This window comes from Mesorhizobium sp. B2-4-1 (genome assembly GCF_006442185.1).
Classification (GTDB): domain Bacteria; phylum Pseudomonadota; class Alphaproteobacteria; order Rhizobiales; family Rhizobiaceae; genus Mesorhizobium.
This window is the reverse complement of record NZ_VFVN01000009.1, coordinates 121558-140648: the sequence shown is the minus strand read 5'-3', so window position 1 is coordinate 140648 and position 19091 is coordinate 121558. Positions and strand designations below refer to the sequence as shown.

Below are 19091 nucleotides of genomic sequence, written 5' to 3'. Positions count from 1 at the left end.
AGAGGCGCCGGCGCGACGACTTGTTCCGGCGCGAACTCGGGTATCAAAGAGTATGACTTTGCTGCCATACTCGCGATAAAGAGGGTGTCGGAATGCAACAAAAATGGGATTTCTGGATCGACCGCGGCGGCACGTTCACCGATGTCATCGGCCGTGATCCCGAGGGCGGCCTGCATTCGCGCAAGCTTCTGTCCGAAAATCCCGAGGCCTATGCCGACGCGGCCATCCAGGGCATTCGCGACCTTCTCGGCCTGCGCCCCGGCGAGCCTATGCCCGCCGGGCTGATAGGCGACGTAAAGATGGGCACAACGGTCGCCACCAATGCGCTGCTGGAGCGCAAGGGCGACCGCGTGCTTTTGCTCATCACCAAGGGATTTCGCGATGCGCTGAGGATCGCCTATCAGGCGCGGCCCGACATCTTCGCCAAGGAGATCATCCTCCCCGAACAGCTCTACGAGCGCGTCATCGAGGTCAACGAGCGCGTGCTTGCCGACGGCTGTGTCGAACGGCTGCTCGACATCGCTGCCTGTCGCCCGGCGATCGAACAGGCAAAGGCGGACGGCATCGACGCGGTCGCCATTGTCTTCATGCACGCCTGGAAATATCCCGATCACGAAAAGGCAGTCGCAAAGGTCTGCCGCAAGCTCGGTTTCGGCCAGGTTTCGGTCAGCCACGAGGTGTCGCCGCTGATCAAGCTGGTCGGCCGCGGGGACACCACCGTGGTCGACGCCTATCTGTCTCCGATCCTGTCGAGATATGTGCAAAGGGTAGGCCAGGAACTCGGCGTTCTCTCCCCCCTCGAGGGGGAGATGTCAGCGAAGCCGGCAGAGGGGATCGCCGCAGAAGGCACCACCAAGACGTCGAACCCCGTCGATCCGACCCGACCCGGCGGCTTCGCCGCCACCCTCCCCTCGAGGGGAAGGGAAAATCCCCGCCTGATGTTCATGATGTCTTCTGGCGGGCTGACCGCCGCGGACCTGTTCCAGGGCAAGGATGCGCTGCTGTCTGGCCCGGCCGGCGGGGTCGTCGGCATGGTCGAGACGGCAAAGATCGCCGGCTTCGAAAAGGTGATCGGTTTCGACATGGGGGGCACCTCCACCGATGTCGCCCATTATGACGGCGAATATGAGCGCGCCTTCGATACCGAGGTCGCAGGCGTGCGCGTGCGCGCGCCGATGATGCGCATCCACACCGTGGCGGCCGGCGGCGGCTCGGTCCTGCACTACGAAGCAGGCCGCTTTCGCACCGGCCCGGACTCCGCCGGCGCCAATCCAGGCCCCGCCGCCTACAGGCGCGGCGGCCCGCTCGCCGTCACCGACGCCAACGTCATGCTCGGCAAGCTGCAGCCGGATTTTTTCCCGACCATCTTCGGCCCCGGCCAGAACGAGCCGCTCGATGTGGGCACCGTTCGCCAGAAATTCACCGCGCTCGCCGCCGAAATCGGCGACGGCCGCTCGGCCGAAGCGGTCGCCGAAGGTTTCGTCACCATCGCGGTCGAAAACATGGCGAACGCCATCAAAAAGATCTCGGTGCAGCGCGGCTACGATGTCACCGAATATCTCCTGAACTGTTTTGGCGGCGCAGGCGGCCAGCACGCCTGCCTGGTCGCCGACGCACTCGGCATGGAGGCGGTGCTGATCCATCCGTTTTCCGGCCTGCTGTCGGCCTACGGCATCGGCCTGTCTTCGGTCTTTGCCTCACGCCAGCAGGCCTTGCTTGCACCGCTGGCGGAAGAATCCAGACGGGCAATCGAAGGCCTGATCGCGGCCTTGCAAACCGCCGTTGTCGCGGAACTCGCCGCACAAGGCATCGCCGAGGACGCGGTGATCGCCAGACCGGCGCTGCAGATCCGTTATGACGGCACCGACACCGCACTTCCGGTGCATTTCGACCATGGCTCGATGTTGCGGGCGAGGGCCGATTTCGAGGCTGCCCACAAGGCGCAATTCGGTTTCGTCTATGAGGACAAGCCGATGATCGTCGAAGCTGTGAGCGTCGAGGGGACGGAGGCGGGCGGCGAGCAGAATACCGAAGCCTATGCGCAGGCGGGGCAGCCATCAAAAGCCAGGGCCGAGGAGGTCCGACGGATCTATACGGAAGGAAAATGGCACCAAGCCGACGTCTGTCGGCGCGAGGCGTTGCGGCCGTCCGATCGGGTCGCTGGCCCCGCACTGATCATCGAGCCCAACCAGACTATCGTCGTCGAGCCGGGCTGGCAGGCCGAGATCACGGCCAGGAATCATGTGCTGATGCGGCGCACCAGCAAGAAACGCCGGCAGGCGGCACTTGGCACCGAGGCCGATCCGGTGATGCTGGAAGTGTTCAACAATTTGTTCATGTCGATAGCCGAGCAGATGGGCGTGACGCTGCAGAACACCGCCTATTCCGTCAACATCAAGGAAAGGCTGGATTTCTCCTGCGCCGTTTTCGACCGGAACGGCGCGCTGGTCGCCAACGCGCCGCATATGCCGGTGCATCTGGGCTCGATGGACCGCTCGGTCGAGACCATCATCCGGCTGAACTCCGGCGACATTCATCCCGGCGACGTCTTTGCGCTCAATGCTCCCTATAATGGCGGCACGCATCTGCCCGATATCACGGTGGTGACGCCGGTTTTCGAGGAAGAGCAGCCGATTTCCCCGACAAGAGGGGAGATTGGCCAATCGCCCAAGATCCTCTTCTGGGTGGCCTCGCGCGGCCACCACGCAGACATCGGCGGCACCGCGCCGGGCTCGATGACGCCACTTGCCACCACGGTCGACGAGGAAGGCGTGCTGTTCGACAATTTCCGGATCGTCGATCGCGGAAAATTCCGCGAGACCGAGCTGCAGACGCTGCTCACCGATCACCGCTATCCGGCCCGCAATCCGCACCAGAATATCGCCGATCTCAAGGCGCAACTCGCTGCCAACGAAAAGGGCGTGGCGGAGCTGCGCAAGATGGTGGCGCATTTCGGGCTCGATGTCGTGGAGGCCTATATGGGCCATGTGCAGGACAATGCGGCCGAGAGCGTGCGGCGCGTGATCGAGCGGCTGCCGGATACATCGGCCTATGAATATCCCACCGACACCGGCCAGGTGATCAAGGTGAAGATATCGGTCGACCGGCAAAAGCGCGAGGCGACGGTCAATTTCACCGGCACGTCGCCGGTGATGAAGAACAATTTCAACGCGCCAGAGCCTGTCGCCCGGGCCGCGGTGCTCTATGCCTTCCGCGTCATGGTCGAGGACATGATCCCGATGAATGCCGGTTGCCTGAGGCCGATCAACATCATCATCCCGGACGGCTCGATGCTGAAACCCGCCTATCCCGCCGCCGTCGTCGCGGGCAACGTCGAGACCTCGCAGCACGTCACCAACGCGCTGTTCGGCGCCATGGGCGCCATGGCCAATGCGCAAGGCACCATGAACAATCTGACCTTCGGCAACAGCAAGTACCAGTATTACGAGACGATCTGTTCCGGTTCGCCCGCCGGCGAGATGAATTCCGGCCGCGGCTTTGCCGGCACGTCGGGCGTTCACACCCATATGACCAATTCGCGCCTTACCGATCCGGAAATACTGGAGCTGCGGTTTCCGGTGATGCTGGAGGATTTCCACATCCGCGAAGGCTCCGGCGGCAAGGGCAGGTGGAATGCCGGCGACGGCACGAAGCGCACCATCCGTTTCCTGGAGAAGATGGAATGCGCCATCCTGTCCTCGCATCGCAACCGGCCGCCGCAAGGGCTTGACGGCGGTGGCGATGGCGAGGCCGGCTCGACCAAGGTGCGCCGCAAGGACGGCAAGGTCGAGGTGCTGAAAGCCTGCGACCAGACGGTGCTTCAGGCCGGCGACGCCGTCATCGTGACGACGCCGACGCCCGGAGCGTTTGGAAGGCCGGAGCCAGGGCCGTCCAACGTTTGATAGAATCGCGGAACCGCTCTATCCATTTTTTGGAATCCGGATTTCCCTTGCCTTTCACACCGGGCCTTCGCCATGCCAAGCAAATCCCCATTGAAGACACTGGCGCCCGATGGACTCGGGCCGACCGTCACCGTCGGCGAGATCCTGGTGGAGATCATGGCCACAAGCCGTGGCAATGGCTTTCTCGAGCCCATCGAGCTGACCGGACCTTATCCGAGCGGGGCGCCGGCGATCTTCATCGACCAATGCGCCAGGCTTGGCGGGCGGGCCGGCATCATCGCCTGTGTCGGCGACGATGATTTCGGCAGGATCAATGTCGAGCGCCTGCGCCGGGACGGTGCGGATGTCACGGCCATCGCCGTCAGCCCCGACTATCCGACGGGCAGCGCCTTCGTGCGCTACCGCGAGGACGGTTCGCGCGACTTCGTCTACAATATCGGCAAATCGGCCGCGGCGCTGGTCGGCTTGACCCCTGAGGCCAGGGCGCTGCTGGCGCGTTCAGGCCACCTGCACGTCATGGGCACCGCACTCAGCATTCCCGCCATTTGGCAGGTGCTCGACCATGCCATCGATGTGGTCAAGGCGCGTGGCGGAAGCATCTCGCTCGATCCCAATCTTCGCAAGGAACTGCTCGGCCATGGCCAGACGCGCGAGCGCTTCGCGCGGCTTCTCGACATTGCGGATCTGATCCTGCCGTCGGGTGAGGAACTCCACACCGCTTCGGGCAACGACAATGAAGCCGACGCGCTCGCCTCGCTGTTTGCCCGCGGCGCCGGCGAGGTCGTCGTCAAGCGCGGCGCGTTGGGCGCGTCCCTGTTCGGCGCCGACGGCAGCCGCGTCGAGTCGCCCGGCTTCCTGGTCGAGGAGATCGATCCGACCGGCGCGGGCGACTGTTTTGGCGGTGCCTACATCGCCTGCCGCAGGCTCGGCATGCCTGCCGTGACCGCGCTCGATTACGCGAATGCGGCAGGCGCGCGCAACGTCACGCGGCAAGGCCCGATGGAAGGAGCCGGTACGCGCGCCGAACTCGATCTGTTCATTGCCAACACGCCGAGGCGACGCCCGTGACCGATCCATTGCTGAAACTTGCAAATTCCCGGCGGCGGGGCGCGGCGGAAGGCATCACCTCCGTCTGCTCGTCCCATCCGGTCGTGATCCGGGCCGCAGTGCGCGACGCCGCGCTGTTCTCGCGGCCGCTGCTGATCGAGGCGACCTGCAACCAGGTCAACCAGTTCGGCGGCTATACCGGCATGCAGCCCGCTGACTTCGTCGCGGCGGTGACCGCTATTGCAGGCTCCGAAGGCCTTGCCCCCGAGCGGGTCATCTTCGGCGGGGATCATCTCGGTCCCAATCCATGGCGAAAGGAAGATGCCGGCGCGGCGATGGCGAAGGCCGAGGACATGGTGTCCGCCTATGTCCGGGCCGGTTTCCGCAAGATCCATCTCGATGCCTCCATGGGATGTGCGGGCGAGCCGGCGGCGCTGGATGACGCTACGATTGCCAGGCGCGCCGCCCGCCTGGCGCGCAAGGCCGAGGACGCCGCCAGCGGGACCGACCGGCCACTCTACGTGATCGGCACCGAGGTTCCGCCGCCGGGCGGAGCGGATCATCTCATCGGCGAAATCAGCCCCACAAGCCTGTCCGCGGTCCAGCACACACTGGCGGTGCATCGGCAGATATTCCACGAGAACGGCCTCGCAGACGCCTTCTCGCGGGTCATCGCCGTGGTGGTGCAGCCGGGCGTGGAGTTCGGCAACGAGAACGTGGTCTTCTACGATCGCGCCAAGGCGCTGCATCTGCGCGAATTGCTCGAACAGGAAGCGGGCCTGGTCTACGAGGCCCATTCCACCGACTATCAGACGCAAGCGGCCCTGCGCGAACTGGTCGAGGACGGCTTTGCCATCCTCAAGGTGGGGCCGCAGCTGACCTTCGTCCTGCGCGAAGCGCTCTACGGGCTGGACCTGATCGCCTCCGATCTGTTGCCCGACTACGGCGCGCGCCCGCTTTATCAGACCATGGAAACGCTGATGACGGCCGATGCCAAGGACTGGCACAGCCACTACCACGGCTCTGCGGCGCAACAGCGCGTGCAGCGGCACTATTCGCTGTCGGACCGCATACGTTACTACTGGAACCATCAGGAGGCGATGGAAGCTGTCCAGCGATTGATGGCCGCTTTGTCCGGCAAGGCCGTGCCGGTGACGCTGTTCCATCAGCATCTGCCCGCGCTCGACCGCTTTGCCAGGCAGCCGCTCGATCCGGAGGCGGTGTTGGTGGCCGCGGTTCAGCAGGCGCTGGAGGGCTACCGCTTCGCCTCCAGCGGTTGAGGCGGACGATATCCGGGAGCGTGCAAACGGGGTCTGCGTCCGATCGTTCCGACGACTTGTCGGCTTCCTGCTTGAGGTGTGCCGGCGCCGGAGTAATAGTCGCGGCGGAATGGCGAGGAGGAGAAGATGACGCTGAACTTCGACCCGAGGGCGAAGGCCGCGACGCTCTACCATGGCGAATTCCGGCCGATGTTCATCGGCGGCAAGTGGGTCGCGGCGCAGTCCGGACAGGAGATGCAGGCGCTGAACCCGGCGACAGGGCAGGTGTTGGCGACGGTACCTCGCGGAGGCGTCGCCGACATCGACGCGGCGGTGGCGGCTGCGCGCACCGCTTTCGAAGGCCCGTGGTCGGGATTTTCTCCTTACGAGCGGCAGTGCGTACTGCTCAGGATTGCCGATCTCTTCGAGAAGAACTGGGAGGAGCTCTGCGTCTCCGACACGCTCGACATGGGCCTGCCGATCACGCGCACGCTCGCCAACCGGCGCCGCGTCATCGGCATGCTGCGCTTCTATGCCGGGATGGCGACCGTGCTGCATGGCGAATCAATCGACAATTCGATCCCGGGCGAGATCGTCACCTTCACAAGGCGCGAACCGGTGGGCGTGGTCGGCGCCATCATTCCCTGGAACGCGCCGACCGCCGCGTCGATCTGGAAGATCGCGCCGGCGCTGGCTACTGGCTGCACGATCGTGCTGAAACCTTCCGAGGATGCATCGCTGACGCCGCTTTTGATCGCGCGGCTGATGCAGGAAGCGGGCGTTCCCGACGGCGTTGTCAACATCGTCACCGGAACCGGGGCCGAAGCCGGCGCGCGGCTTGCCGAACATCCCGACGTCAACAAGATCGTCTTCACCGGCTCGACGCTCACCGGCCAGGCGATCGCCCGGGCGGGTGTTGCCAATCTAAAGCGCGTTTCATTAGAACTCGGCGGCAAGTCGCCGCTCATCGTGTGCCGCGACGCCGATATCGACAAGGCCGTTCCGATCGCGGCGATGGCCGTCTTCGTGCATTCGGGCCAGGTCTGCATCGCCGGTTCGCGACTGTTCGTGGCACGCGAAATCCATGACGAGTTCGTGCGCCGGCTCGCTGACTTCGCCGGCAGGCTGCGCATCGGCCACGGCATCGAAGCCGAAACCGAAATGGGGCCGCTCATCAATGCGCGGCAGGCCGGCAAGGTTGAGGGTTACATCAAGGCGGGCAGCGAGGAGGGCGCGGAACTGGTCGCCGGCGGATCGCGGCTGACCGGCGGCCTCTATGACGGCGGCAATTTCATCGCCCCAACCGTCTTCGGCGCGGTGTCCGACACGATGACCATAGCGCGCGAAGAGATCTTCGGGCCCGTTATCTCGGCAATGCCCTTCGATACGCTTGACGAAGCCGTCGCCCGCGCCAATGCGACGCCCTATGGGCTGGCCGCCGGCATCTTCACCACCCATCTCGGCACGGCGCACAAGCTTGCCCGCCGGGTCAAGGCGGGTTCCGTCTGGGTCAACATGTACCACGCCATCGACCCCGCCGTGCCGTTCGGCGGCATGAAAATGTCCGGGTATGGCCGCGAGGGCGGCATCGAACATCTGCACGAATATCTGGAGACCAAGTCGGTGTGGATCCAGACCGACTAAGGCTTTTGTCGGTTTGTCAGGCGAGCCGGCCTGCGCCGCCGGTTCTCACGCTGCCGCTCATGCACGCCGGCTGCAAATCAACCGGCGCCCGTTCTCAGGAACTTTTCTTTATCCGGCGATTTTTGGATATAAGATGAAATCCGGTTGGCCAGGAAGGTGTTGTCGATGACGACGAAACGCTTCGCGATCTGCGCTCTCGCCCTTGTGATGGGCTGCGGCATCGTCTCTTCGGCGTCCGCCGGGGCCAGGCACCGCCACCACCAGGGCGAACCCGAACGCTATGTTCCCGCTGACGGCGATATTATCGACATACTGTTCAGCGGCCCGCGCTACTATGACCGGCAGCTTGTCACGACGGCCGCCGGCGCCTGTTCCTACCACCGGGTGGGGCCGGATGCGAATGCGCTGAACAAGATCAACGATCACCATTGCGGAAAATAGCGGGCCGACCGCTCCGCAAGCAGGCTCATGACGCTTCCCATCCGGGAAAGCGGTCCGGCCGCAGCCATGTCTGGGCTGGGCTGCCATTGCCGGAAAACACGGCGTCAACCAGCCAGCGCGCGGTGGCGGGGGCGGCATGCATGCCGATGGAACCCATGCCGCCATGCACGAACAGGCCCTCGACGGCCGTCCTGCCAGCGACCGGCAAGCCATCGGACAGCATCGGGCGGTTGCCGGGATAGACGTTCCTGACCTGCGGCGCGCCGAGGCCCGGCAGCATGCGCAGCGTGCGGCTGGCGATGCGGCTCGCCATGTCGGTGTTGCGGACGAGATCGCGGAAGGCCGGCTGGACGGAGGCGCCAAGCCTGGCATCGCCGCCGCCCATCGGGTTGAGGCAGATGGCTTCCACCGCCGGCTGGTCGTCGCGCTGCGCGGCGACATCGGCAAGGCCGTCGAGCCTCATGCGCCGGCCGAGCTCTTCCTGATCCGGCCAGGTCAATTCCTCGACGATCCAGGGCAGCTCGAAGTCGAGTTTTCCCAACTGGATCAACCAGCCGCGGCCGGCGGTGAAGGCAGGCCGGGCAGCGGTCCGTCGCCGACGGTGCGGCGCAGAAGATCCGACATCCATAGACCGTTGGCGATGAAGATGAGATCGGCGGGAACGATGCCCTGGTCGGTCAAGATACCCTGGACCTTGCCGCCCCTGGAGAGATCTGGGCGACGCGCAGGCCAGTACGGATCGTCGCGCCGGCCTCACGGGCGGCGTGGGCGAAGGCATGTGTCGCGCCCATGGGTTCCAGCGTCCATGCACGGCCGACGGAATAGGCGCCTGCCACGTTGAAGCCGACACGCGGGTGGTCGCGCGCCAGTTCCTTGCCCGTGATCTTTTCCATTGCCACGCCGACTTCCCTGTAGCGGTCGGCCACGGCGGCAGCCGCCTCGAAACTCGCCTCGTCTTCGGAAATCAGCAGATGTGCGATGGAGGCGAATTCGAAGGGAACGGGTCCGTCGGCAAGCTCGGCATAGATCGCGACGCTGGCGTCCAGCAGTTCGACGACCTCTTTCTGCGGGCCGGTGAGCAAGGTGCCGGTGTTTCGTCCTGAGGACTCGGCGGCGATCATGCTCTGCTCGAGGATCGTCGTCTTGAGACCGTGGCGGGCCAGTTCATAGGCGAGCGTGCAGCCGGCGATGCCGCCGCCGATGACCACGGCATCCATTGGTGTCTGGACGCGAGTCGAGTTGAAGGACATGGAGCGCAGCCTCCTCCCGTATACTCGTATACGAGATGCTTTTCAAGTATGCCGCCCACGACTGCCGCAAGTGCCGCCACGATATCGTCTTCGGTCCGAGCCGGGCGCAGGCCAGTCGGCGATTTCCTCAGCAAAGGCGGGTAGCCTATTCAACGACTTGCGGCTGGATCCGCAAGTTCGGCACGAATCTCCGCACCATGTTCGTCGCGTGCCGGACTTTTCGCCGGTGCCTTTGCCGTCCGTTTGGAAAAACGGGGGGCGGAGGCAGCTTGGAGCGCGCCATTCTCGACCAACCAGGAGCCGCGTGCGGCCATGTGCGGATGCAGCGCCGCCTCATGCGGGCTGAGCACAGGCCCGACGCAGGCATCCGTTCCTTCGAACAATTTCATCCACTCGTCTCGGGATTTTTCGGCAAAGATCGCTTCCAGCCGGCTGCCGAGCTCAGGCCAGAGGCCGCGGTCGAACTGAGCGGCGAACTGCGGATCGCCGCCCAGACCAAGCCTGTCGAGGAACAGCGCATAGAATTTCGGCTCGACGCACTGGACGCTGATGAAGCCGCCATCAGACGTGCGGTAGACGCGGCACCAATGCGGTCCGTCCAGAAGGCTCCGGCCACGCTCGGCGGCAAGCCCGCCGGATGGTGCGAGCGACATCAACAGGTTCATCATATGGGCCGAGCCGTCGACGATCGCCGCGTCGACGACCGTGCCTTCACCACCGGCGCGGGCGTTCATGATGGCGGCCAGCATGCCGGTCACCAGATAGAGCGCGCCGCCGCCTATGTCGCCGACGAGCGTCGGCGGCGCCATTGGCGGCTCGCCCGGCAGGGAAGCATACCAGAGTGCGCCCGACACGCCGGTATAGTTCATGTCGTGGCCGGCGGTGCGGGCGAGCGGGCCTTCCTGCCCCCAGCCGGTCATGCGGCCATAGGCCAGGCGAGGGTTGGCGGCCAGACACACATCTGGACCAAGCCCGAGACGCTCCATCACGCCCGGCCGGAAGCCCTCGATCAGGCCGTCGGCGGTGGCGATCAGGCGCATCAGCACGGCAACGTCCCCGGCATCCCTGAGGTCGAGCGCGATAGAGCGCTTGCCGCGATCGAGCAGCGAGCGCTCGGGAAGGCCCGGCACGGATGCATGCTTGCGGTGGACGACGATCACGTCGGCGCCGAGATCGGCGAGCAGCATGCCGGCAAAGGGCGCCGGCCCCAACGCCTCGATCTCGACAATGCGGATTCCCCTGAGCATCCCACCCTCCACGGCATTCAAACTTTCGGTAAGGCACACTTTTGGTGTCACGCAGGGGCGACGGTGTGTAACCCTGCTCTTTTGGCATTGAAGCACGTGTCGCCGGTATATACGTCAGGGCCATGAAAAAAATCGGTTTCCTGTCATTCGGGCACTGGACGCCCTCGTCGCAATCGCAGGTGCGCTCGGCGTCGGACGCGCTGTTGCAATCCATTGATCTCGCCGTCGCGGCCGAGCAACTCGGCGCTGACGGCGCGTATTTCCGCGTCCACCATTTTGCCCGACAGCTCGCCTCGCCATTTCCGCTGCTGGCGGCGGTCGGCGCCAAGACCAGCCACATCGAGATCGGCACGGCGGTCATCGACATGCGCTACGAGAATCCGCTCTACATGGCGGAGGACGCGGGTGCCGCCGACATCATCGCAGGCGGGCGCCTGCAGCTCGGCATCAGCCGGGGCTCGCCCGAACAGGTCATCGATGGCTGGCGCTATTTCGGCTACGCGCCGCAGGAAGGCAAAAGCGACGCCGACATGGCGCGGCATCACGCCGAGGTCTTCCTCGACACGCTGCGCGGCGAGGGCTTCGCCCAGCCCAATCCGCGGCCGATGTTTCCCAACCCGCCCGGCTTGCTGCGCCTGGAGCCGCATTCTGAAGGCCTGCGCGAGCGCATCTGGTGGGGTGCCGCCACCAACGCCACTTCGGAGTGGGCGGCGAAGCTGGGCATGAATTTGCAGAGCTCGACCCTCAAATTCGACGAAAGCGGCAAGCCCTTCCATATCCAGCAGGCCGAGCAGATCCGGATCTATCGCGAGGCCTGGAAGGCGGCCGGCCATGAACGCGAACCGCGCGTCTCGGTCAGCCGCAGCATTTTCGCGCTGGTCGACGACCGGGACCGCGCCTATTTCGGGCGCGGCAATGAGGGCCGCGACCAGATCGGCTTCATCGAGGAAAACACGCGGGCGATCTTCGGGCGCAGCTATGCCGCCGAGCCGGACGTGCTGATCAAGGAGTTGGCCGAGGACGAGGCGATCGTCGAGGCCGACACGCTGCTGCTCACCGTGCCCAACCAACTCGGCGTCGACTACAACGCCCATGCCATCGAGGCGATCCTGACCCATGTCGCGCCGGCGCTGGGTTGGCGCTGACAGCCGAGCCGTGTAACCATCGCTGCTGCGGACAGTTCAGGAGGTTCACTGCATGGCAAAGAAGGCCTTGATTGCCTGGGGTGGGTGGGAAGGCCATACGCCCCAGCGCAGCGCCACTGTGGTGCGCGACATGCTGGAGCGCAATGGATACACGGTCACGCTCGGCGAGGGCACGGGGATGTTTGCCGATCCGGAGCTGAACTCATTCGATCTCATCGTGCCCGTCATCACCATGTCGAAGATCGAAAAGTCCGAGCTGCAGAATCTGACGCGCGCGGTTCGACAGGGAACGGGACTCGGCGGTTTCCACGGCACGATGGGCGACAGTTTCCGCAACGAGCCGGACTATCAGTTCATGACCGGCGGCCAATGGGTCGCGCATCCCGGCGACATCATCGACTATCGCGTGGTCATCACCAAACCGGACGATCCGATCACGAGAGGCATTAGCGACTTCGCCTACCGGTCGGAGCAGTACTACATGCATGTCGACCCGAGCAACGAGGTGCTGGCGACGACCACCTTCACCGACGAGCATTTCCCGGGCATCGGCGGCGTCGACATGCCGGTTGTCTGGAAGCGAAGATATGGCGCAGGCAAGGTCTTCTACAGTTCGCTCGGACACACGGCGGATGAGTTCGCGATGCCGGAAATGGCTGTCATCGTCGAGCGTGGTTTGCTCTGGGCCGCGCGGGGGTAGCTGCCCACTGAAACCGCGACAGCCTACCAATCGGCGACGCGATCGCCGCCTGTGAATTGCGCGCTCTTGCCGGTGTATTCGAACAGTTCGATCTTCACGCCGTCGGGGTCGCGCAGCCAAGCCTGATAGGTGTCGTCGCAGGCGAGTTTTTTCGCGGTGACCTCCACGCCCCTGGACGCGATATGCGTGATCGCGGCGTCGATATCCTCCACCTCCAGGCAGAAATGGTTGATCTGGTTCGTCTCGCTGAACCGCGCACCCTCTTTGTGAAAAACCTCGATATGGCTGCGGCCGCCGCAATTAAGGTAGAAACCGAAAATCTTTCCGTCGCGCAGGAAATTGAACTGGATATCAATGCCCAGGACATCCTCGTAGAAGCGCCGTGTCTCGTCCAGATCATTGGCGAAGATGCAGACATGGGCGAGTTGTTTGACCTTGATCATGGCTGGCTCCTCATAATTTCGCAGGTTCACATAGCCCGGCGCGAAATTGGCCCGCGTGGGCTCATCGTCATTCAATCCCGCCGGTGACCACATAGGCGCCCGCGCTGCGTCCATCCCGCAGCCGCATCACCGCCGTGACGATCGAGCCGTAGGGGCCGCGCCAGACGCTGTGGATCCGTTGATGCTCCGCGGCCGGGACAAACGCCCGGCCGGTCAGACGCGCGCCGGCTCGGCGCATCGCGACGGCATCTCCGTTGACGTGCACCTTGATGCTGGCGTGCTCCGTCTCGGTTGCGTCGACGGGGAGGTCGAGCGTGATGACGATCTCGTCCTGATCGCCGCTGTCGCGCGTCTCGGCCGCAAGCTTGATCGCGAGCGTAGGCGCCTTGCCATTGCCGGCTTGATTGGCCCGGCGCGAAAACACATCGTCTGCCAGTTCCGGCGTGCGCGGCGGCTGGGTGCGGCGCTGCGTGGAGCGTTCGAAGTCGCCGGCCATGCGCAACAGCCTTTCATCGTCATAGGCCTTGCCGGCGAAGGTCAGGCCGACCGGCATGCCGATGTCGGCCATGGTGCCCATCGGCACGGTAACGGTCGGGATGCCGAAATGCCGCCACACCAGATTGCCGTTGGCGACCCAGGTGCCGTTGCGCCAGGCAAGCGCCGCGGAGGCCTCAGTGATGTCGGCATCGGCGGGCCCGACATCGGCGACGGCAGGCAGCACGACGGCATCAAGCCTGTTCGCGTCCAGCCAGTCCTCGAAATCGAGCCGCCGCGTCGCTTCCAGCCCTTTCAGCCCGTCCTCCATCGTCGGAATGGCCCGGAACGGCGTGACGCCTGATTTCGCGCGCTCGACATACTGTGCCAAGTCGAAACCGCCTTCATAACGGTCGGGCAGCGTGCCCGGTGGCTGCGGAAAGATTTTCGGGCCGTCGACCGAAACGAGATCGGGAATGTTCAGATCATCGTTCGCGCGCAAAAAATCATCCCAGGCTGAGATGCAGAGGTCCCAGATCTCGCGATCGGCGAAGTCCGGCGGCACCAGAGCGCGGTCGACCATGGTGCGCGCGCCGGGGCGATCGCGCTCGTAGTTGGAGACGACAGGAAAATCGACCTCCATCACCTCGGCTCCAAGCCGTCTCAGGTCCGCCGCCGCTTGCTCCCAGAGATCAAGCACGGAGGCGCGGGTTTCGATCGGCCGGTCGGCGCCGCTGTCGCGGCCGATATACATTTTGGGCACGCCAAGCCGCATGCCTTGCAGCGACCCCGCTAGCACCAGATCGGTATAGCGCGGCGGTCGGATTTCGGAACTCTTCGGCAGCGCGATCCAGGGCTGCGCGCGCCAGAAATCGCCTCGCGTCTCGGGATCGTCGGCGACGATCACATCCAGCAATTCGAGCATGTCGGGCACGCTGCGCGTGTGCGGCACGACGACATCCATGGTCGGCACCAGGGGCCAGTTGCCGCGCACCGAAATGACACCGCGCGACGGCGTGTAGGCTACCAGCGCGTTGTTGGTGGCCGGCGCACGGCCGGACGACCAGGTTTCTTCGCCAAGCCCGAAAGCGCAGAAGCTCGCCGCTGTCGCGGTGCCCGAGCCATTCGAGGAGCCGGACGCGAAGGCGGCGGTCAGGTAATCGGCATTGTAGGGGCTTTCGGCGCGGCCATAGACTCCGCGCTGCATGCCGCCATTGGCCATGGGCGGCATGTTGGTGAGGCCGATTAGCACCGCGCCGCCGGCGCGCAGCCGGGCGACGGTGAAGGCGTCCTCGTTGGCGATGAGATGCTCGAAGGCCGGCGAGCCGGCGGCAACAGTCAAGCCGGACACCTGGTAACTGTCCTTGGCGGTGTAGGGAATGCCATCGAGCGGGCCGAGCGTCTTGTCCTGGCTGCGGCGCCGATCCGAAGCCGCGGCTTCCTCGAACATATCAGGATTGAGAACCGGCACCGCATTGAGGCTGATGCCGCGCCGGTCGAAATGCGCGATGCGCCTGAGATAAGCACCGACAAGTTCGACGCTGCTCACCGTGCCATCGTCGAGTGCGCGCCGCAACTGTTCGATCGTCGCTTCGACGATGTGAAAGCTGGCATCGGTCATCTTCTGGCCCCTGGCGATCGTTTCCAGGCATGGATGAGCGAGGCCGCCGGCTTCGGCAAGGGCCAATCGCGATTGACGGTGGTCCTGGCGCGGGTCAGGCGCGGTGCCGCGGTTGGATATCCTGGTTGGCAAAAAGCGGCTGACCGATGCAACCTCTAATAGAGACGGCGCGTCAGGTGCCCTCTGGAATGGCGAGGTCCGGATCCGGCAACGAGGAGTTGCGCCTCTGGTGTAGTCCTTGGGCAACTCTTCGCCAAATAGTGAATATCCGTCCCTCAAGGCGACTTGCAAGCTTAAGCTGAAGCTCGCAGAAGTTGCGGCAGAAGCATGCATTGAAGAAAACTCATGCCGCCGCCCCAGCATGAAAGGGGGATCATGCCTGACCAGAATGCCCTGATCCGCGCTGCCATTGGGCGGCTGCTCTCCGAAAAAACCGGGGTTGCCGCCCTTTCAATGAAGGAAAGCATTGACGAATTGCTGGAGCGAACCGGCGAGACGGTGACCGAGGACAGCCTGCAGGACCTGCTGCTCGAGATGGCCGAGGTCCGTGGAATGACGGTCGTTCTCGACGTTTAGCGAGCCATGCCACCACAGCCCGCGCGTGGCGTGCCGGCTCGCCCCGATCGGCCATCCGGCCTATTTCACCCCAGCAAGTTGCGCGCCGTGCGCATGAAGATCTTCGACCCGATCGGGATCAAATCGTCGGGGAAATCATAGTCGGGATTGTGCAGGGCAGGGTGGCGCTCGCCGGCGCCGAGGAAGAACATGGCCGACGTCGCGCTGTGGCCGAACAAGCCGAAATCCTCCGAGGCGCGCATCGGCAGGGCTTCTTGCGTGTGCGCGACGCCCTCTTCGTCGAGGGCGCGTTGCAGATGCTCCACCGCGTCCGGCGCGTTGACGCTGGCGACGAAGATCTCGTGGTAGTCCCAGCTTGCGGACAGGCGATGCTGGCCCGCGATTTTCGTGACCAGCGCTTCCGCGGCGGCGCACAGATCCGCCATGCGCTCGTCGCGCCTGGTGCGCAGCGTCGCCCATACCTCGGCATGGGCGGGCGCGATGCCGAACACGGCCTCGCCCATCTCGGCGTGGGTCACGGTGACCATGCCGAAATCGTCGTCGGCGAAAGTTCCGCGCCCGAGCGCGGGCAGGGCAGGCATCAACGCGCTGATCGCCGGCATCGGCGAAATTCCGGTCTCGGGCATGGAGGAATGCGCGGTCTTGCCCTCCAGCACGATGCGCATGCCGCGCGAGGCGCAGTTGACCACGCCGGGCTTGAGCCGCACCTCGCCGAACGGCACGCCGGGCAGATTGTGCAGCGAAAAGGCGAAATCGGGCGCGATCTCGCCGAAGCGGGGATCGGCGACGACGCCGGCGGCACCATTGCCGGTTTCTTCCGCCGGCTGGAACATCAGCACGACGCGACCGCTGGCGGGCCGCTCGCGCCCGAGCTGGCGTCCGAGCGCCGCCAGGATCGCGGTGTGTCCGTCATGGCCGCACATATGCGACTTGCCCGGCACGCGCGAGGCATGCGGCACGCCGGACAGTTCTTCGATCGGCAGCGCGTCGAGTTCCGAACGAAACAGGACGGTTGGTCCGTTTTTGCCGCTGTCGTAGACGGCCGCGACACCATGCCCGCCCAATCCGGTCAGCACCTTGTCGGGATTGGTATCGGCGAGGAAGTCGACGACGGCTTTTGCCGTCTTTTCCTCCTCGTTCGAGATTTCCGGCTGCTGGTGCAACTTGCGCCGCCATTCGGTCAGCTCGACGATGTCCCGGTTGGTGAGAGTCATGATTTTGGCCTCCGCTGTATCGCTCACGACGCGCCCGATCGACCGGGCGCGTCGGAAGGATAGCTAGCGGCAAATGGCTGAAACCGCCACCGTCTGGCCTATTGATTTATCTCGGGCTCGACGAGCTTTGCCAGGTTCCGCAGCGACTCCTGCCAGCCGAGATAGCAGGCCTCGACCGGGATGACGTCGGGAATGCCGGCCTGGGTGATGTCGATCTCGGTGCCGACAGATACTTTTTTCAGGGTTACGGTCACCTGGATCTCGCCCGGCAGATTGGGATCGTCGAACCTGTCGGTGTAGCGCAGGCGCTCACCGGGAACGAGTTCGAGATACTCGCCGCCGAAGGCATGGCTGTCGCCGGTGGTGAAGTTGCGGAACGACATCTTGAACGTGCCGCCCACCTTGCCCTCGAAGTGATGAACCGTGCAGGTGAAGCCGTTCGGCGGCAGCCACTTCGCCAGCGCGTCGGCCTCGACGAAGGCGCGATAGACTTTTTCCGGGCTGGTGGTGAGAACACGGTGCAAACGTACGGTGCCGGGCATATCATATCCTTTCATAATGCCTGTTCGATGCCCCAAGGACGAGCGGGGCCCGGCCAGTCCGACACCGGCTCCCGGAATTTTTTCAGAGCCTCGGCCGTGGCCTGCGCGATTGGCTTACGCCAGTTCAGCCTGGGTTGGGACTCGATTTTGCGGCGGCTGGCCCAATCGTCGAAAATGACGAACCGGATAGCCATTATGAGGAGACTGTTTATAACGGTCGCTGAGATCGCTGTGACCAAGGGGAGACGATGCGCTACATACGTCCACTTTCAATCGAAGATGCCGTTGGCCACTTGGCCGGATCGGCCGGAACGGCGGCCATTCTCGCCGGAGGCAGCGACCTGCTGGTGAGGATGAAGGGCGGCTTCATCGAACCCGAACTGATCGTCGACATCAAGGCGATCGCGGCCTTGAGCGAAATCAGGGAAACGGCCGACGGCTTCAGCATCGGTGCGGCGGTGCCCTGCGCGGTGCTGGGAGAGAACGCGGCCCTGAAGAAGGCCTGGCCCGGCGTCGTCGAGGCGGCCAAGCTGATCGGCTCGAAGCAGGTGCAGGGACGCTGCACCATCGTTGGCAATCTGTGCAACGCCTCGCCGGCGGCCGACAGCGTGCCGGCGCTGGTGGCCGCCGGCGCCAGGGCGGTGATCGTCGGGCCCGCGGGCAGGCGCACCATTGCGGTGGAGGCGGTGCCGACCGGACCGGGCAAGACGTCGCTCGCCAAGGGCGAGATCATCGAGGCGATCCTGCTCGACAGCCAAGCGCCGCGCTCGGGCGACGCGTATCTCAGGTTCATTCCCCGCACCGAGATGGATATCGCGGTGGTCAGCGCCGGCGTGAACCTGACGCTCGACGAGCAAGGTGTCGTCAAGGCGGCCCGCGTGGCGCTGGGCGCCGCCGCGCCCACGGTGCTTCTGGTGCAGGAGGCCGCCGAGGCCCTCATCGGCAGGACGCTGGACGAAGCCGCGCTCGAGCGGCTCGCCAAGGTCTGCTCCGGGGCCTGCCGGCCCATCGACGACAAGCGGGGCACGATCGAGTTCAGACGGAAAGTCGCGGGCGTGCTGGCCAGGCGGGCCGCCACGTCAGCCTACAAGCGTGCAGGAGGCAAGTGATGGCCGGTGTAGCAGTTTCAACCACGATCAACGGCGACAGCGTCGAATATCTCTGCCAGCCCGACGAGACGCTGCTCGACGTGCTGCGCGACCGGCTCGGGCTGACCGGCGCCAAGGAAGGCTGCGGCACCGGCGACTGCGGCGCCTGCAGCGTCATCCTCGACGACCGGCTGGTGTGCTCGTGCCTGGTGCTGGGCGCGGAGGCGCAAGGGCGCCGCGTCGAGACCGTCGAGGGCATGGCGCATGGCGAGCGGTTGCATCCGCTGCAGCAGAAATTCCTCGAGCACGCCGCGCTGCAATGCGGCGTCTGCACGCCGGGCTTCCTGATCGCGGCGAAGGATCTTTTGGCCAAGAACCCCGACCCGACCGAGGAGGAGATCCGCTTCGGCCTCGCCGGGAATCTCTGCCGCTGCACCGGCTATGACAAGATCGTGCGCGCCGTCCAGGACGCCGCAAGCGTGATGAAGGGAGCCTGAC

Annotated in this window: 18 protein-coding genes; 10 read left to right on the top strand and 8 right to left on the bottom strand. The window is 64.9% G+C overall.

Features of this window, described 5'->3' with window-relative positions:
- The first annotated feature begins 92 nt into the window (after positions 1-92).
- The 5 genes from FJ949_RS22445 (at position 93) to FJ949_RS22425 (ending at position 8293) form a co-directional block, all read left to right on the top strand.
- The gene (locus tag FJ949_RS22445; RefSeq protein WP_140499257.1) at positions 93-3902 is read left to right on the top strand and encodes a hydantoinase B/oxoprolinase family protein; all 3810 of its coding nucleotides are present in this window, start codon (positions 93-95) and stop codon (positions 3900-3902) included.
- Positions 3903-3974: 72 nt separating this feature from the next.
- Positions 3975-4970: a sugar kinase gene (locus tag FJ949_RS22440; RefSeq protein ID WP_140499255.1), complete on the top strand. Its 996-nt coding sequence runs from the start codon at positions 3975-3977 to the stop codon at positions 4968-4970.
- Positions 4967-6229: a D-tagatose-bisphosphate aldolase, class II, non-catalytic subunit gene (locus FJ949_RS22435; RefSeq protein ID WP_140499253.1), complete on the top strand. Its 1263-nt coding sequence runs from the start codon at positions 4967-4969 to the stop codon at positions 6227-6229. Before FJ949_RS22440 ends, FJ949_RS22435 begins: the two co-directional genes overlap by 4 nt.
- 126 nt (positions 6230-6355) lie before the next feature.
- Entirely contained in the window at positions 6356-7852 is a 1497-nt protein-coding gene (locus tag FJ949_RS22430; RefSeq protein ID WP_140499251.1) for an aldehyde dehydrogenase family protein, read from the top strand.
- Positions 7853-8017: 165 nt separating this feature from the next.
- Positions 8018-8293, top strand: a complete 276-nt coding sequence (locus FJ949_RS22425) for a hypothetical protein (RefSeq protein ID WP_140499249.1) — start codon at positions 8018-8020, stop codon at positions 8291-8293.
- Between the two features lie 25 nt (positions 8294-8318).
- On the opposite strand, the gene FJ949_RS30785 is transcribed toward FJ949_RS22425, so the two are convergent.
- From FJ949_RS30785 to FJ949_RS22415, 4 genes are all read right to left on the bottom strand, one after another.
- Complete coding sequence (locus FJ949_RS30785) at positions 8319-8834, bottom strand: FAD-dependent oxidoreductase (RefSeq protein WP_224646817.1); 516 nt, start codon at positions 8832-8834, stop codon at positions 8319-8321.
- A 5-nt stretch (positions 8835-8839) separates the two neighbouring features.
- Positions 8840-8974: a hypothetical protein gene (locus tag FJ949_RS31010; RefSeq protein ID WP_263496555.1), complete on the bottom strand. Its 135-nt coding sequence runs from the start codon at positions 8972-8974 to the stop codon at positions 8840-8842.
- A complete protein-coding gene (locus FJ949_RS30780) occupies positions 8971-9543 on the bottom strand; it encodes an FAD-dependent oxidoreductase (protein WP_224646816.1) in 573 nt (190 codons plus the stop codon). Before FJ949_RS30780 ends, FJ949_RS31010 begins: the two co-directional genes overlap by 4 nt.
- Before the next feature lie 149 nt (positions 9544-9692).
- The gene (locus FJ949_RS22415; RefSeq protein WP_140499248.1) at positions 9693-10790 is read right to left on the bottom strand and encodes a CaiB/BaiF CoA-transferase family protein; all 1098 of its coding nucleotides are present in this window, start codon (positions 10788-10790) and stop codon (positions 9693-9695) included.
- 122 nt (positions 10791-10912) lie between these two features.
- Between FJ949_RS22415 and FJ949_RS22410 the strand changes: the two genes are divergently transcribed.
- Both FJ949_RS22410 and FJ949_RS22405 read left to right on the top strand, forming a co-directional pair.
- Entirely contained in the window at positions 10913-11935 is a 1023-nt protein-coding gene (locus tag FJ949_RS22410) for an LLM class flavin-dependent oxidoreductase (RefSeq protein WP_140499246.1), read from the top strand.
- A 52-nt stretch (positions 11936-11987) separates the two neighbouring features.
- Entirely contained in the window at positions 11988-12635 is a 648-nt protein-coding gene (locus FJ949_RS22405) for a ThuA domain-containing protein (RefSeq protein WP_140499244.1), read from the top strand.
- Between the two features lie 23 nt (positions 12636-12658).
- Here FJ949_RS22405 and FJ949_RS22400 read toward each other — a convergent pair whose 3' ends face one another.
- Positions 12659-13078 carry a VOC family protein gene (locus FJ949_RS22400; RefSeq protein WP_140499242.1) on the bottom strand — a complete coding sequence of 140 codons (420 nt, stop codon included), beginning with the start codon at positions 13076-13078 and terminating at the stop codon, positions 12659-12661.
- A gap of 67 nt (positions 13079-13145) precedes the next feature.
- Positions 13146-15173 carry an amidase gene (locus FJ949_RS22395; protein ID WP_140499240.1) on the bottom strand — a complete coding sequence of 676 codons (2028 nt, stop codon included), beginning with the start codon at positions 15171-15173 and terminating at the stop codon, positions 13146-13148.
- Positions 15174-15548: 375 nt separating this feature from the next.
- Between FJ949_RS22395 and FJ949_RS22390 the strand changes: the two genes are divergently transcribed.
- Positions 15549-15749, top strand: coding sequence for a hypothetical protein (locus FJ949_RS22390; protein WP_140499238.1), 201 nt, complete (start codon positions 15549-15551; stop codon positions 15747-15749).
- A 65-nt stretch (positions 15750-15814) separates the two neighbouring features.
- On the opposite strand, the gene FJ949_RS22385 is transcribed toward FJ949_RS22390, so the two are convergent.
- Both FJ949_RS22385 and FJ949_RS22380 read right to left on the bottom strand, forming a co-directional pair.
- Positions 15815-16963 (bottom strand): amidohydrolase, encoded by a 1149-nt coding sequence (locus tag FJ949_RS22385; protein WP_140499236.1) that lies wholly within the window; start codon positions 16961-16963, stop codon positions 15815-15817.
- A 98-nt stretch (positions 16964-17061) separates the two neighbouring features.
- On the bottom strand, positions 17062-17505 hold the full coding sequence (locus tag FJ949_RS22380) for an SRPBCC family protein (RefSeq protein WP_140499234.1): 444 nt from the start codon (positions 17503-17505) through the stop codon (positions 17062-17064).
- Positions 17506-17753: 248 nt separating this feature from the next.
- On the opposite strand from FJ949_RS22380, the gene FJ949_RS22375 reads away from it, so the two are divergent.
- Positions 17754-18614, top strand: a complete 861-nt coding sequence (locus FJ949_RS22375) for a xanthine dehydrogenase family protein subunit M (RefSeq protein ID WP_140499232.1) — start codon at positions 17754-17756, stop codon at positions 18612-18614.
- On the top strand, positions 18614-19090 hold the full coding sequence (locus FJ949_RS22370) for a (2Fe-2S)-binding protein (protein WP_140499230.1): 477 nt from the start codon (positions 18614-18616) through the stop codon (positions 19088-19090). The genes FJ949_RS22375 and FJ949_RS22370 overlap by 1 nt, the downstream gene beginning before the upstream one ends.
- Position 19091: the final 1 nt, after the last annotated feature.

Bases quoted from the DNA above. Each gene is read 5' to 3' on its own strand.
- FJ949_RS22395 (WP_140499240.1), bottom strand. From the start codon at position 15,173: ATGACCGATGCCAGCTTTCACATCGTCGAAGCGACGATCGAACAGTTG.
- FJ949_RS22390 (WP_140499238.1), top strand. From the start codon at position 15,549: ATGCCTGACCAGAATGCCCTGATCCGCGCTGCCATTGGGCGGCTGCTC.
- FJ949_RS22440 (WP_140499255.1), top strand. From the start codon at position 3,975: ATGCCAAGCAAATCCCCATTGAAGACACTGGCGCCCGATGGACTCGGG.
- FJ949_RS22375 (WP_140499232.1), top strand. From the start codon at position 17,754: ATGCGCTACATACGTCCACTTTCAATCGAAGATGCCGTTGGCCACTTG.
- FJ949_RS22410 (WP_140499246.1), top strand. From the start codon at position 10,913: ATGAAAAAAATCGGTTTCCTGTCATTCGGGCACTGGACGCCCTCGTCG.
- FJ949_RS30780 (WP_224646816.1), bottom strand. From the start codon at position 9,543: ATGTCCTTCAACTCGACTCGCGTCCAGACACCAATGGATGCCGTGGTC.
- FJ949_RS22430 (WP_140499251.1), top strand. From the start codon at position 6,356: ATGACGCTGAACTTCGACCCGAGGGCGAAGGCCGCGACGCTCTACCAT.
- FJ949_RS22405 (WP_140499244.1), top strand. From the start codon at position 11,988: ATGGCAAAGAAGGCCTTGATTGCCTGGGGTGGGTGGGAAGGCCATACG.
- FJ949_RS22370 (WP_140499230.1), top strand. From the start codon at position 18,614: ATGGCCGGTGTAGCAGTTTCAACCACGATCAACGGCGACAGCGTCGAA.
- FJ949_RS22445 (WP_140499257.1), top strand. From the start codon at position 93: ATGCAACAAAAATGGGATTTCTGGATCGACCGCGGCGGCACGTTCACC.
- FJ949_RS22400 (WP_140499242.1), bottom strand. From the start codon at position 13,078: ATGATCAAGGTCAAACAACTCGCCCATGTCTGCATCTTCGCCAATGAT.
- FJ949_RS22425 (WP_140499249.1), top strand. From the start codon at position 8,018: ATGACGACGAAACGCTTCGCGATCTGCGCTCTCGCCCTTGTGATGGGC.
- FJ949_RS22415 (WP_140499248.1), bottom strand. From the start codon at position 10,790: ATGCTCAGGGGAATCCGCATTGTCGAGATCGAGGCGTTGGGGCCGGCG.
- FJ949_RS22385 (WP_140499236.1), bottom strand. From the start codon at position 16,963: ATGACTCTCACCAACCGGGACATCGTCGAGCTGACCGAATGGCGGCGC.
- FJ949_RS22380 (WP_140499234.1), bottom strand. From the start codon at position 17,505: ATGCCCGGCACCGTACGTTTGCACCGTGTTCTCACCACCAGCCCGGAA.